General features: G+C 70.5%; 13 protein-coding genes and 1 pseudogene. 5 read left to right on the top strand and 9 right to left on the bottom strand.

Annotation, left to right across the window (positions count from 1 at the left end; translation table 11 throughout):
* Positions 1-103: 103 nt before the first annotated feature.
* Complete coding sequence (locus tag P1P75_RS09310; RefSeq protein WP_319253418.1) at positions 104-436, bottom strand: type II toxin-antitoxin system PemK/MazF family toxin; 333 nt, start codon at positions 434-436, stop codon at positions 104-106.
* Positions 437-676: 240 nt separating this feature from the next.
* Here P1P75_RS09310 and P1P75_RS09305 point away from each other — a divergent pair.
* Positions 677-903, top strand: a pseudogene (locus tag P1P75_RS09305) (IS701 family transposase); the annotation flags it as partial.
* 69 nt (positions 904-972) lie between these two features.
* Here P1P75_RS09305 and P1P75_RS09300 read toward each other — a convergent pair.
* From P1P75_RS09300 to P1P75_RS09280, 5 genes are all read right to left on the bottom strand, one after another.
* Complete coding sequence (locus P1P75_RS09300; RefSeq protein ID WP_319253416.1) at positions 973-2076, bottom strand: PDR/VanB family oxidoreductase; 1104 nt, start codon at positions 2074-2076, stop codon at positions 973-975.
* 23 nt (positions 2077-2099) lie between these two features.
* On the bottom strand, positions 2100-3011 hold the full coding sequence (locus P1P75_RS09295; protein ID WP_319253414.1) for a metal-dependent hydrolase: 912 nt from the start codon (positions 3009-3011) through the stop codon (positions 2100-2102).
* An 85-nt stretch (positions 3012-3096) separates the two neighbouring features.
* Entirely contained in the window at positions 3097-4056 is a 960-nt protein-coding gene (locus P1P75_RS09290) for an alpha/beta fold hydrolase (protein WP_319253412.1), read from the bottom strand.
* Positions 4053-5201 (bottom strand): hypothetical protein, encoded by a 1149-nt coding sequence (locus P1P75_RS09285; protein ID WP_319253410.1) that lies wholly within the window; start codon positions 5199-5201, stop codon positions 4053-4055. The genes P1P75_RS09290 and P1P75_RS09285 overlap by 4 nt, the downstream gene beginning before the upstream one ends.
* Positions 5202-5205: 4 nt before the next feature.
* On the bottom strand, positions 5206-6123 hold the full coding sequence (locus tag P1P75_RS09280; RefSeq protein ID WP_319253408.1) for an SDR family oxidoreductase: 918 nt from the start codon (positions 6121-6123) through the stop codon (positions 5206-5208).
* A gap of 152 nt (positions 6124-6275) precedes the next feature.
* On the opposite strand from P1P75_RS09280, the gene P1P75_RS09275 reads away from it, so the two are divergent.
* Positions 6276-6917 (top strand): TetR/AcrR family transcriptional regulator, encoded by a 642-nt coding sequence (locus P1P75_RS09275; RefSeq protein ID WP_319253406.1) that lies wholly within the window; start codon positions 6276-6278, stop codon positions 6915-6917.
* Positions 6918-7062: 145 nt separating this feature from the next.
* Here P1P75_RS09275 and P1P75_RS09270 read toward each other — a convergent pair whose 3' ends face one another.
* Positions 7063-8028 carry a glycoside hydrolase family 6 protein gene (locus tag P1P75_RS09270; protein ID WP_319253404.1) on the bottom strand — a complete coding sequence of 322 codons (966 nt, stop codon included), beginning with the start codon at positions 8026-8028 and terminating at the stop codon, positions 7063-7065.
* A gap of 1008 nt (positions 8029-9036) precedes the next feature.
* On the opposite strand from P1P75_RS09270, the gene P1P75_RS09265 reads away from it, so the two are divergent.
* Both P1P75_RS09265 and P1P75_RS09260 read left to right on the top strand, forming a co-directional pair.
* Positions 9037-9930: a hypothetical protein gene (locus P1P75_RS09265; RefSeq protein ID WP_319253402.1), complete on the top strand. Its 894-nt coding sequence runs from the start codon at positions 9037-9039 to the stop codon at positions 9928-9930.
* A 78-nt stretch (positions 9931-10008) separates the two neighbouring features.
* On the top strand, positions 10009-10656 hold the full coding sequence (locus P1P75_RS09260; protein ID WP_319253400.1) for a hypothetical protein: 648 nt from the start codon (positions 10009-10011) through the stop codon (positions 10654-10656).
* Between the two features lie 59 nt (positions 10657-10715).
* On the opposite strand, the gene P1P75_RS09255 is transcribed toward P1P75_RS09260, so the two are convergent.
* On the bottom strand, positions 10716-11591 hold the full coding sequence (locus tag P1P75_RS09255) for an NAD(P)-dependent oxidoreductase (protein WP_319253398.1): 876 nt from the start codon (positions 11589-11591) through the stop codon (positions 10716-10718).
* A 192-nt stretch (positions 11592-11783) separates the two neighbouring features.
* Between P1P75_RS09255 and P1P75_RS09250 the strand changes: the two genes are divergently transcribed.
* The gene (locus P1P75_RS09250; protein WP_319253494.1) at positions 11784-12347 is read left to right on the top strand and encodes a TetR/AcrR family transcriptional regulator; all 564 of its coding nucleotides are present in this window, start codon (positions 11784-11786) and stop codon (positions 12345-12347) included.
* A gap of 13 nt (positions 12348-12360) precedes the next feature.
* Here P1P75_RS09250 and P1P75_RS09245 read toward each other — a convergent pair.
* The coding region (locus P1P75_RS09245; protein WP_319253396.1) for a hypothetical protein at positions 12361-12817 on the bottom strand (457 nt) is incomplete at its 5' end.

Genomic DNA, 12817 nt, shown 5'->3' with positions numbered 1-12817 from the left:
AGCAAGGAGAAGCCGTCGTGAGCAGCAACGTCACCGCGAACCAGTCGGATGAGCCGGCTGACGAGCCGTCGGCCGGCGAGGCACGCCCGCCTTCCCTCTCTGCCTACTCGAGTCCACCGAGACGAAGGGCATCGTCGATCTCGCTGAGCTTCGCGGACGGCAGGACGCCCGCCTGCCCGATCAGGTCTTCCCTGGCCAGGGTGACCAGCCACGTGCAAGGGATGAGGCCGGGGCGTGGAAGTGCGACTCTCAGGACGCCTTCGAGAGGCAGTCCTTCGGGGGCACCTACTGCCACCTCAACGGCCACGCCGCTGAGATCGGTGCCCGCGGGAGCGACGACCTGCATCGCCAGGAAACCGGACGCCTCGTCTCCCGACAGCAGTACGACCGCCCGCTGCTCGCCGAAATCTGCCCACCAGACTTCGCCACGTCGCATATGTCCTCCTGATACGGGACGGTGCACCTGCGTCGCCCCTTCGACCGCCGCCTACTCCAGGCACAGACCGTGATGTTGGCTGATCAGGGCCGCCGATAAGACGGCTGCGGGGACCCGTGATGATCATCATGAGCTGTGTGGACAAACGAAGATCATGCGATGGCCGCAGCTCACAGCCTAGACCCTGCCCGGTGGCAGGAGGCGTTCGAGGGTCTGATGGGCCGGACAGCGGCGAGCTTCGCTCACGCCTTCCTCGCCGTCGTCCGCGCCGACGCACCCGCCTGCCATCCCGCCCCGGCCGAGCTGACCCCGCTCACCTGCAACGAGATACAGCCACTGTTCACGACGCTGATCGTGGGACCCGTGCACGATGTGGCCCACCGGCTCGGCCGGTCCGACTGGCGCCGCCCCACCAGGCCCGAGCCCAGGCCGGCCACTACCGCCGACACGCCGCGAATCGGACATGAAGATCATGATCTACGGCTGGAGCAATAGGGCGGCACGCAAGATCGCCTCGACGGGCATTCGGCCGGCGCTCACATCTCCAGCACCAACCGCTCTCCTTCCGGTGCGCGCGAGACGCAGGGCAGCATGGCGCCGGCCGCACGTTCGGTGGCGGTGAGCCGACGGTCACGGTGTTCGACACGGCCGTGGGCCACCCGTACCCGGCAGGTACCGCAGAATCCCTGGCGGCAGGAGAACGGCAGGTCCGGCAGGGCCTCGTGGAGCACATCCAGGGCGGAGCGGTCGCAGGGCACCGGCAGAACCCGTCCCGTGTCGCCGAGTTGAAGTTCGAAGGGACGGCCGTCCGTGATCGGGGCCGGGGCGAAACGCTCGAAGTGCAGGGCCGACGCGCGGCTGTCACCGAACGCGCGCCGCACGCCGTCGATCATGGGCGTGGGCCCGCAGCAGTACACCGCACCCCCGGCCGGGCTCAGGCTCAGCAGATCGGCCGCTTCGGGCGGGCCGGACTCGTCGTCAGGACGGATGGAAACCCGGCCAGGGGCTGCGGCCGCGAGTTCGGCCAGCTCTGCCGCGAAGGGCATCGAGCCGCGACTGCGGCCGGTGTGCACGAGCGTCCAGTCCAGCCCGCGCCGGGCGGCCTCCCGAGCCATCGGCAGGATCGGGGTGATTCCGATGCCGCCCGCGATGAGCAGGACGAACGCTTCGCCGGCGAAGGGGAAGGCGTTCCAGGGCCGCCCGGTGACGGCGACCCGCACCCCCTCTCCGAGGGCGTCGTGCACCTCGGCCGAACCGCCTGCGCCGTCGGCGATGCGGCGTACCGCGATGCGGTACCCGTACCGGTCGGCGGGGTCGCCGCACAGGGAGTACTGCCGCTTGCGGCCGGAGGGCAGGTGCAGTTCGAGGTGGGCGCCGGGCTGCCAGGGCGGGAGTGTTCCCCCGTCGGGTGCTGCCAGTCGCAGGGAGACGACATCCTCGGCCTCCTGGTGCTTGGCGGCGACCACCAGTTCCCGGATCAGGGGCATCTCGGTGGCCGGCGGGCGCCTGGGAGGAGGGCTGCGCCGCGCGAGGCGCGTGACCGCGAGGTCGCTGAAAGCCGCCAGCTTCCGCATGAAGGAGTCGCCGCGCGGCCTGCCGTACAGGTCCGGCGGCCGGGTGACGGGTGTGCTGATGTCCATGGAGTGCCTCATGGGTTGCTGACTCATCGGGCAGCCGCTCGGGCGGCGGGGGACGCCGCCAGGTAGGCGACCGCCAGCTGGGTCGAGCCCTCCTGGATCGGGTGGTAGCCGGGGCGGAAGTAGCGCAGCACCGAGCGGGCGAACGAACCCGGCGGGGGCAGCAGATCCTTGCGGGCCGCGGTCAGGTAGTCGCGGAAGCGGACCTGGATCCGGTCGTCGAGTTCGGGGTCGGCGCTCATCAGGAAGCGGACTCCGCGTATCCACAGCCGGATCAGCACCGGAGCGGTGACGAGCATGCCGACCACTCGGCGCCGGTACCGGGGATCGAGGTGCACCAGCAGGTCGAAGGCGACCGAGCGGTGCTCGACCTCCTCCGCGCCGTGCCAGCGGAAGAGGTCAAGCATCGCGGGGTCCGCGCCGGCCTGGTCCAGGTGCCCGTTGCTGAGAATCCAGTGACCCATGTACGCGGTGAAGTGCTCGAAGGCCGCGATGAGGGCGAGGCGTTGGAGGAGGTGCGCGTGGGTGGCGGCCGGCGTCAGCTCCGGCCGGTCTCCGAGCACCCTTCGGAAGATCCATTCGGACTGCCGGGTGTACGGAGCCGGGTCCAGCCCTTTGGCGAGCAGGTGCTCCAGGACCTCCTGGTGCGCCTCGGCGTGCATCGCCTCCTGGCCGATGAATCCGCGTACGTCCTCGCGCAGCCGGTCGTCGGTGATCAGTGGCAGTGCCTGCTCGAAGGTGCGCACGAACCAGCGTTCGAGTTCGGGGAGCATGAGGTGGAGCACGTCGAAGGTGTGGGTCGCGAAGGGCTCACCCGGCAGCCAGTGCAGCGGGGTGGCGGTCCAGTCGAAGGTGACGTCCCGGGGTTGTAGTACCAGGTCGTGGTGGTCGATGGGCTCGGACGGACGCTCCGGGTGGGCATGTGCGGCTCGGAACATGACAGGTTCCTCCTCCGTCGGCGATCGGTGTGTGCGAAGGGGCGGTCAGGCAGTCGTCGTCCACTACTGCCGATTTGCTGGGCTCTCAGATCGGGTGCGAGGTGTGGTCCGGATCCCGGCGGGAGCCGTCCTCGACGCGGTCGGCGAATTCCGCGATCCGGGACGCGATCTCCTCGGGGTGGCTGAGCTGTACCCAGTGCCCGGCGTCGATCGGGTGCCGTTGTATCCGGCCCGTCCAGTGCTCCACTCCGTACGACAGCACCGGGGTGACGCAGAAGTCGCGGGTGGGGACGATGAGTTGGACCGGGACGGTGGTCCGCCGGTCCCGGGGACGCAGCAGGCGGGGCAGCATGTTGGCGCGGTACAGCGCGGTGCCGGAGACGGCGTCGCGGGCCAGCGTCGGCGCGGGGTAGGGGGTGTCCCCGGGCATGCCTTGGGAGCCGGTGAGGAAGGCGCGCCAGCGGTGTCCCAGTGCTCGCCAGGCCAGGGCGGGCAGGAGCGGGAAATGGAAGTAGGCGATGTACCAGGACCGTGCGGCCTGCCGCAGCATCTTCGGCAGATCCGGATGGCGCGGCCGGAGGCGGGCCCGGATCAAGTGGCCTACGTGGTCCAGGCAGGGTCCGGAGATGGAGGTGAACGAGGCGATCCGCCCGGCCAGGCGGGTGCCGGTGACCGACTCCCAGGAGTGGATCGATCCCCAGTCGTGTCCGACCAGGTGCACCGGGCGGTCGGGGCTCACCGCGTCGAGAACCGCCTCCAGGTCGGCTTCCAGGCGGGACATCCGGTAGGCCGCCAGGCCCCTGGGCCGGTGGGAGGCACCGGCTCCCCGCACGTCGAAGGCGGTGACGTGGAAGCGGTCGGCCAGGCGCTCGGCGACCGGGCGCCACACGGCGCTGGTGTCCGGATAGCCGTGGACCAGCACCACCGGAGGAGCCGTGGACGCTCCCCATTGGTAGGCGGCCAACTCCACGCCGTCCGCGCCGTCCGCGCCGTCCGCGCCGTCCACGGCATCCACGGTGATCCGGCGGGCGGCCGGGCCGGTCATCGGCCACCGCTGGCAGGGGTCAACTCGCCGTAGTTCAGACCGCCGTGGAAGAAGCTGGGCAGCACCGGCCACTGCCGCTTGAAGCGGGCCAGTTCCGAGGAGGGCAGGATCTGCAGCCAGCGCGGATCACGCCGGCTGGGGTCGGCGAGGGTCTTCTCCTTGACCATGGAGTCGTACTGGTCGAGCGAGTCCTCCAGGGTGTTGGCGTTGGGCACCACCTCATGGCCGTAGAACGCGGCGTGGCGGCGCACCCCGGGGATGCGGGAGAGCTCGGGCTGCCAGTTGTCGGCCGAGATGCCGTTCTCGGAGGAGACCCACACCCCGTCGGGGGTGTTCAGCACCAGGGAGTGGTTGCCGTCCGTGTGGCCGGGGGTCCACAACAGGCTGACGCCGACACCGAGTTCGACATCGCCGTCGAAGGCGGTGACGCGCTCGTCCGGTACGCCGTCCATGCCTCCGTCGACGTACCAGGCCCACTGCATCGGATGCACCGATTCGAAGGTGCCCAGTTCCCTGCGGTGCACCAGCAGCCGGGCGCGCGGGAACAGGGCCTCGCGGGGCGCCCGTTCGCCCGGAATGGTGCTCGTGCTTCCCATGATCATGCGCACGTCCTGGACGTGCAGGTGGTCGAAGCTGACGAAGTCCACGTCCTCGGGGCGCAGACCGCAGGAGGGCAGAACGGTGTTCGGGTCGTGGTAGTAGCGGGTGAAGACGCGCTCGGCGAGAAAGTCTCCCGCCAGCCGCTTGAGCTGGGCGTAGAACGGCGCTTGAGCCGTTCCTGCCGCGACGGTCGGCTCCCACACCAGTGTTTTCGGCTCACCGTCGAAGCCCTCGAACTGCACGACGAGCATCCGGTTGACGATGCTCACGAACGGGTTGACCGCGAGCGCGGCGCCGTGGAAACCGAACCGGGTCGGGTACGGGGCGGCGGCGATGTCGAAGCTGTGGACGGCGTGGATGCGGCCCTGCTGGACGAACCGCTCACGGTAGGCGGCCGCGGCGCCGCGCACGGCGCGCAGCCGGTCACCGCGGGGCCATACGTCGTGGACACCCTCGAATTCGGGGATGGGACGCGGAGCGGCAACGTCCTGGACCTTTGTGGCCTTCTTCGCGCTGGGCGTCGCCGGCTTGGGTGTGGTGGTCACGGGCTCATCCTTCGGGCAGGCGGGCGGTACGGGTGCGCTCTTCGTAGGCCGCGCGGACCGACCGGTCGGGCAGGGCGGCGAGCTGGTCGGGGACAAGGAGGTGATGCAGGGCGTCGCGGGCACGGCCCGGCAGCACCGCGGCCAACCGGGTCAGGACGGCCACCTGGCGGGGAACGAAGACCTCGAAGCGCGGGCGCAGTACGACGTCGAGCACCGCGTCGGCCACCTGCTCCGTCGTCAGGCGCCGGGTGGGGCCGGTCACGGTGCCCACGGCCAGGTCGGTGTCCACGACCCCGGGCATCACCAGGGACACGTGCACGCCGGTGCCGCGAAGTTCGGCGCGGACGGCTGTGCTGTAGCCGTGGACGGCGTGCTTCGTCGCCGCGTAGGTCGCCTCGCCGGCCGGGGCGACCTTGCTGGCGGCGGAGGCGATGTTCACCACGTGGCCGTGACCGCGTTTCCGCATCCCTGGGATCACGAGTCTCATCCCCCGCTGTACGCCGTGGAGGTTGACGTCGAACTGGCGTAGGGCGGCGTCCTCCGGTTCCTCCTCGAAGGGGCCCACCCACATGATTCCGGCGTTGTTGATCAGTACGTCGATCGGCCCCAGCCGGGTCTCGACGGTGCGCAGGAAGTCGCCGAAGGAATGCGTGTCGGTGACGTCGAGAGACAGTCCGAGCAGTCGGCCACCGGGACGCGCGGCGATGGCACCAGCCGTCTCCACGGCAAGCTCCGCGTCGAGATCGCCGATCGCCACGTCGGCGCCGGCCGCGGCGAGCCGGACCGCGACGGCACGCCCGATCCCGCGGCCCGCCCCGGTGACCGCGATCACTCGGCCGGTCAGCGGTTTCGCACGGGGGAGCCTGTCGCGGCCGCGGTCTCTTCGGCTGAACCTGTCCGGGTACCTGGGCGGTGCTGCCACGGTCGAGCCCCTTCCTTGCCCTGGGCATGAGGCGGAGCGCCGAACGGCGAGCGGCCCCACACGCTTCTGACACGAAGCCATGTCAGATGAACTGACAAGCTAGAGTGTCAGTTCAGAGCACACCGGTGTCAACACCTCTGCGAAGGGGAGAAATGACCGGCACACAGACCGCCGGGCGGCGCTACGGCGGACGCGACGCGGCGCAACGACAGCAGGAGCGCCGCACCCGCCTCGTCCAGGCGGGCCTCGACCTGTTCGGCACGGTCGGATACGCCTCGGTCTCCGTCAAGCAGGTGTGCTCGCATGCCGGACTGACCGAGCGCTACTTCTACGAGTCGTTCCGCGACCGCGAAGACCTTCTCGCCGGGGTCTACAACGAGCTGATCACTACGATCAGCGCCGAAACCGCGCAGGCCGCAGCCGTCGTCGCACCCGATGTCGACGCCCAACTGCGCGCCGGCCTCGAGGTGTTCATCCGCACACTGGCCGGCGACGCCCGCAAGGCCCGCCTGGTGCTCATCGAGGTCGTGGGCGCCAGCCCCCGCCTCGAAGTGCGCCGCCGCGAGGTCCTGCACGAATTCGCCGCGATGGTCGCCGCCGTCGTCGCACCGCTCCCCGGCCCGGAAGCCTCCTCCAGCCGGCTCGCCATGACCACGATGAGCCTGGTCGGCGGAGTCAACGAACTCCTCGTGGACTGGACACTCGGCCACCAGGACGCCACCGTCGAAGAACTGATCGACCTGTGCCACACCCTGTACACCGCGGCCTACCGAGCCATCAGCGATCAGCCCTGATCACGCAGGCCGGCACCTGGTCATCCGGTGCCGGCGAGGAGAACTTCGTCGCCTTCGACGCCGACGCCGCACAGCCCGACACGCCGCTGCCCCTGTACGCGGAGCGGCGGCGTGTCCTCGATCGGTCGGGCGGTCACCGTAGAGGTCAGTAGCCGTAGATCATCTTGTAGGCGACCTCGGGGAGGAACTGTCCGGCCGAGGAGCCGGCGCCGACGCCGCAGTTGCCGTCGGACTCACCCGGGACCTTGATCCACAGGAGCATCTCGGCGCCTCCGCCCAGTCGGGTCGGGGTGCCGATACGGCGGCCCGAGGGGTTGCACCACTGTCCGTTGGAGCCGTTGCCGTTGCGGCTGGTGTCCACGACGAACGGCTTGGTGTAGCCGTACCGGGCGCCGAGTTCACGGTTGACGGCGTTGCCGTACGCCGTGTTCTCGGCCGTGGTCAGGTAGTTGGAGACGTTGAGCGAGAAGCCGTGGGCCTGTCGTACGCCCGCTTCGTGGAGGCGCTGGGCCATGGTCGCCGCGTTCACCCAGCCAGGGTTGCCGGCGTCGAGATAGACCCAGGTGTTCGGAGCCTGGCGGTTGAACTCGGCGAGCGCGCCGGTGAGCATGCCCTCGCGTTCGTCGATCTGGGCCTGGGTCATGCAGCCGTAGTCCCCGAGGGAGTCCGGTTCGAGGACGACGACGGCCGGGCGGCCCGCGATCCCGCCCGCGAACTGGGCGATCCAGTTCGCGTAGGCGGACGGCGAGGAGGCTCCGCCCGCGGAGTGCCCGCCGCAGTAGTCGCGGTGGTAGATGTTGTAGGCGACGAGGAGGGGCAGCTTGTCCCGGGCGTCCGCGGCGCCCACGTACGCGCCGGTGGCGGTGCCGATGGTGCCGCTCCAGGAGCCGAACCAGCGGGCCGTCGGGGTGTTGGCGATGGAAGCGTTGATCGCGGGCGCCCGGCCGTCACCCGGGTTGGCGGCGGCCCACCGCTTCGCGCTGGAGTCTGGGTCCGCGTAGAACCCGTTGGTCATGGTCGTCGGGTCGGCCGCGTGGGCGGACGGTGCGGCGGCGAGCGCCAGCGGCAGCGCGGAGAGCGCTGCCGCCAGGGCGAGGAGTCTGGAGCGCATGACGGGTACCTCGGCTTTCTGGCAGGGGTGCGTCGGGCGGGCGGCGGTGATGAGCGCGGGGAGCGCCCCCGAAGGGCTCTCCGTGGCATGGTCGGTCAGCAGGTCGAGCTGGTCCGGGCCAGGAGGCCGAGCCAGGCCCGGGTCACCTCGCCCTGGCTGATGCTCATGGCGGGTTCATGACAGGCGCACGGTGACGGTCTCCTTCTGTGGCCCGGCGTGGGTGGTTGGAGTTGCCCGGATCCGCCCTGCCGGGTTCGCGTGAGTGACCGGATCGATCGACCGGCCCGATCGACAGTTCCGTATGCGAAATATCGAACATGGATCGGCTTGTTGCGCCCTCTGGATGTTAGAGCGCTGGCGAATCCCGTCAATACCTCCCGCAGGAATCGTAGGAAGCATCGAAACATTCGAAGAGTCGCGCTGGGGAATCGCCGCAGGCTGCTGAACCGATGTCGCAGATGGGCCGCGTTTCTCGTTCTGTCTATTCGCGGCGTGGAGGGGATTCCTGTCGGAGGTTGGTGCCGCTCGATCGACTCCTCGGCTCCGCGAGGGCATCATTTTCGGAATTGCGCACGAAATTTCGAACCGCGCTTCCTCCTCCCGCCGGTGTCATGGAGGTGACGTCCGTGGGCCCCTCGCCGGCTTGCGGCAGCCTTGGCAGGCGCCGGTGGGCAGTCCGGCCGAGGGGCGGCTGAACTCCTGTGGCCGCACTGCCCGTTCAGTCTCACCGAGCGGGTACAACCAACTGGCGGTGTCATGAGTCTCCGTCCGTGATCACGTGGTGATCGCACTGACGAGGAGACCATCATCACCGCCATACGCAAGACCCTGACCGCCACCGCAGCTGCCGGTGCCCTCCTGGCGGGTTCGGCCGCCTGCGGCACCGTCGAGCAGCTCTCCGCCGGGAGCAAGCTCGACCAGGCCTTCGAGAAGCTGGCCAAGGAGAAGAGCATCTCCTTCGAGCTCGATCTGGACACGGACCCCCGGTCTCTGAAGGCGCTGGACGCCTTGTCGGATCCGGAACCCGGTGAGGAGCTGACCGACGAGTTCGCCGGCGTGCTCAGTGGCCTGAAGTTCAGCGTCACCGTCCAGTCGAAGAAGCCGATCGCGGAGTCCGGGGAGAAGGACTACGTCGGCATGGCGCTGAAGATCAGCAGCAGGGACGGTGACCTCACCGAGTACCGGGTCGTCGGCGACTACACCTACCTCCGCTCCGACGTGAACACCCTCAGCAAGGCGATGGGCCTCCCGCTGCCGTCGGTGGAGGACCTGCCCCCGGAGGCGGGTGGGCTCAAGAAGGTGTTCGCGGGCGAGTGGGTGAAGATCAACACCAAGGAGATGGCGAAGACCTACGCCGAGATGGGAGCGGAGCCCGGTGCTGAGCCCGAGCCCACCCTCGACGCCAAGACGCAGAAGCGTCTGCTGGAGGCCCTGCGCGGCACCATCGCCCGCGAGGTCGAATTCAAGACGGCCGACGGCAAGGACGGTTCGGAGCACATCACCGCCACGGCTCCCTTCCGTACGCTGATCACCGAGTTCCTCGGCGAGATCCGTCCGCTCGCGAAGCACTTGCCGCCGGGCATGGAACTGCCCACGGACAAGGACTTCAAGGACGCCCCGAACGCCAAGGTCACTGCTGACTTCACCCTCAAGAACGGCGAGCTGACCCAGGTCTCCGTCGACCTCGCCAAGCTGGCCGAGGACGCGAAGGTGAAGAAGCTGGGCCTGGTGGTGCGGATGAGCGAGGGCCGGACACCCGAGGCCCCGGCCGGTGCCACCGAGCTGAACATGGACGAGATCCTGGGCGGGTTCGGCGCCGCGATGATGGATGAAGAGGGATTCCTCGAGGACGAGGAGGGCTTCTACGAAGACGAGGAGGGCTTCCTCGAGGAGGCGGCGTGACCACGCTCGGGCCGGGCGGGCGAGGGGCGTGGCGAACGGCGGAGCCGTGCCGAGCCTCCACTGGATAGGGTCATGGTCATGTCGAACGCGTATCCGCCCGCACAGCCGCCCCCGCAGAACCCCTACGGACAGCCTGCCGGACCGTACGGTGGACAGCCCGCCGGACAGTACGGCGGTGACCCCACCGGGCAGGGCGGCCCCTACGGCCCGCCGGCCACCATGCAGGGGGGAATGCAGGGCGGGGCCTACCCGCCGCCGGCGCCCGGGGCCCCGATGCCGGGCACCCCGGCAGGACCGTACGGAGTTCCCGGCGTGTACGGCGCCTCTCCCTACGCGCCCGTGCCGGCGCCCGTCATGCCCGGCTCGGTGCGTGCCGCGCAGATCGTGATCTGGGTGCTGGCGGGGCTGATGCTGCTGGTCGTCCTGGTGTGGGGGTTCGGCTCCAGTTCGGAGCAGGCCGGCCGGCTGATCGGCGCCAACCTGATGGGCTGGGTGCTGTTCGGCCTGTCGTTCCGCTACCCGACGGCCGGCAACGGCGTGCGGATCGCCTCGATCGTCCTGGCCTCGCTGCAGATCGCGATGTCCCTCGGCGGGCTCTCCCAGGGCAACGGTGGCGGAGGGTTCCCGCTGATCGGCGCGATCGTCGTCGTGATCCTGCTCAACCAGGGCAGCGCGGCGCACTGGTTCCAGCGACCGCGCACCATGGGTGACCCGTACGGTCGTTGACCCGGGGAACCGTGGCAGGCGTGGCAGCGAGGGCGGCGACGGGGAACCGTGTGCCGCCCTCAGTCGTCGGTCCGGGACTCCAGCGCGTGCAGCACGGACACCATGTCCTCGCCGCCATGGCCCTGTTCGACCGTCTCGGCGTACAGGGCGTGGCAGACGTCGAGCAGCGGGGAGGCCAGGCCGGCCTCACGGGCGGCCTCCGCGATCAGCCGGTTGTTCTTCAGGACGTCCGCGGCCGCCGCCTGGACGGTGAAGTCACGGGACAGCAGTTTGGGCGCCTTCATCCGGGAGACCGCGCTGGCCATCGGACCCGCGTCCAGGACGTCCCGCAGCAGACGCCGGTCGAGCCCGTGGCGGTCGGCGAAGTGGAACGCCTCGGCCAGGCCGGTGACCAGGGTGATGAGAAACAGGTTCACCGAGAACTTCATCAGCAGCGCCCCCGGCACCCGGCCGCACACGAAGGTCTCGCGGCACAGCGGGGCGAGCAGCGGACGTACGGCCGCCACGGCGTTGTCCTCACCCGCCAGCATGGCCACCAACTCGCCCTTCTCCGCCGGGACTCGGGAGCCGGAGACCGGCGCCTCGACGTAGGAGCCTCCGGCGGCCCGGATGTCGTCGCGCAGGGCGGTGGAGTACTCCGGTGAGGTCGTGCCCATGTGGACGACGGTGTGCCCGGCGACGCGCGCGGTGAAGGCCGGGGTGCCGCGCCCGAGCACCGCGTCGACGGCGGTCTCGTCGGCCAGCATGAGGATCACCGTGCCGGCCCGGTCGAAGACCTCGGCGGGGCTCGCCGCGACGACGGCCCCGGCGGCGCGCAGTGGATCGCAGCGGCCGGGGGTGCGGTTCCACACGGTGAGGGGCGTTCCGGCGCGGGCGAGGTTGAGGGCCATGGGCTGCCCCATCACCCCGAGGCCGAGGAATCCGACGTACGTCATGTGCTGCCTTTCCTGGCCTGCGGCCCTGCCGAGGCGGGGCCGTTGCCATGGGTGTCGCGTTGCCTGGTTCCACCGTTATGACAGCGGTCATAGTAGGCGCTTCTATGACGACGGTCATAGGGTGGGTGCCGGTCAGTCGCGACAGCGTGGAGGTCGACAGTGGCACCGTCCGAACGGGGGCCGCGGGAGCGGATGGTCTTCAGCGCGGCCCAGCTCATCCGGCGTGACGGGGTCGCCGCCACCGGCATGCGCGAGGTGGCCGTCCACGCGGGGGCGCCGAGGGGCTCGCTCCAGCACTACTTCCCCGGCGGCAAGGAGCAGTTGGTCAACGAGGCGGTGGGCTGGGCCGGCCGTTACGCGGGCAACCGCGTGGCCCGGTTCCTGGCCGCGCTGCCGGAGCCGACGCCGAGCGGCCTGTTCGCCGAGATGGTGCGTCAGTGGACCGACGAGTACGAGGCGGCCGGGTTCGCCGCCGGCTGCCCCGTCGCCGCGGCCACGGTGGACTGCGCCGAGTCCGTCGACTCCACCCGGGAGGCCGCGTCCGCCGCGTTCGCCACCTGGACCGGCGCCGTGGCCGACGCCCTGACCGGCATGGGCGTCCCACGGGAACGGGCCGCATCGCTCGCCACGCTCATGATCGGAGCCCTGGAGGGCGCGATCGTCATCGCCCGCGCCGAGCGGGACGTACGGGCCCTGACCGGCGTGGCCCGGGAACTCGGCCCGCTCCTCGACGCGGCGGTGAGCGTGAAGGACTGACCGGGTGGGGGCGCTACGGCCGCGCCCCCGCCGTGGCCGACGGGGACGGTACCCCCGCCGTGGCCGACGGTTCACCGGACGCGTCGCAGCTCGGCGCCCTTGGCGCGTCCTCCGCGTGCCGGGTCAGCTCGCAGACCGTGCGCAGGGCGACCCTCCAGGTGTCGCCCTGCCGGACGGCCGCCCCAGGCCCGCCGGGGTCCAGCGGTCCGCCGTCGCGGGTGAGGGTATAGCCGACGATGGCGTCCTGGGACGTCGTGAACGCCACGGACGTCACCGTGGCCCGCAGGCGGCTGCCGAGGCGGTCGGCGAAGAGGTTCTCGATCATCAGGGCGTTCTCGGGTCCGTCCTCGACCACCGTGCTCCGGTCGTCGACGGAGGACTCCTGATCGAAGAGGGCCGCCCACGCGGCCCGGACGTCCCGCTCGGCCCCGGCCGGGTCCTCGGGAGCCGTCCCGGTGGGAGTGGGGGAC

Origin of the sequence: Streptomyces sp. ID05-39B, assembly GCF_033794725.1 — a bacterium.
GTDB lineage: Bacteria > Actinomycetota > Actinomycetes > Streptomycetales > Streptomycetaceae > Streptomyces > Streptomyces bobili.
Note: the sequence above shows the minus strand (reverse complement) of the source record. Positions and strands in the feature narration are given on the sequence as shown.

Coding starts and splice junctions, on each gene's coding strand:
- P1P75_RS09310 (WP_319253418.1), bottom strand. CDS start 436: ATGCGACGTGGCGAAGTCTGGTGGGCAGATTTCGGCGAGCAGCGGGCG.
- P1P75_RS09300 (WP_319253416.1), bottom strand. CDS start 2,076: ATGGACATCAGCACACCCGTCACCCGGCCGCCGGACCTGTACGGCAGG.
- P1P75_RS09295 (WP_319253414.1), bottom strand. CDS start 3,011: ATGTTCCGAGCCGCACATGCCCACCCGGAGCGTCCGTCCGAGCCCATC.
- P1P75_RS09290 (WP_319253412.1), bottom strand. CDS start 4,056: ATGACCGGCCCGGCCGCCCGCCGGATCACCGTGGATGCCGTGGACGGC.
- P1P75_RS09275 (WP_319253406.1), top strand. CDS start 6,276: ATGACCGGCACACAGACCGCCGGGCGGCGCTACGGCGGACGCGACGCG.
- P1P75_RS09270 (WP_319253404.1), bottom strand. CDS start 8,028: ATGCGCTCCAGACTCCTCGCCCTGGCGGCAGCGCTCTCCGCGCTGCCG.
- P1P75_RS09260 (WP_319253400.1), top strand. CDS start 10,009: ATGTCGAACGCGTATCCGCCCGCACAGCCGCCCCCGCAGAACCCCTAC.
- P1P75_RS09255 (WP_319253398.1), bottom strand. CDS start 11,591: ATGACGTACGTCGGATTCCTCGGCCTCGGGGTGATGGGGCAGCCCATG.
- P1P75_RS09250 (WP_319253494.1), top strand. CDS start 11,784: ATGGTCTTCAGCGCGGCCCAGCTCATCCGGCGTGACGGGGTCGCCGCC.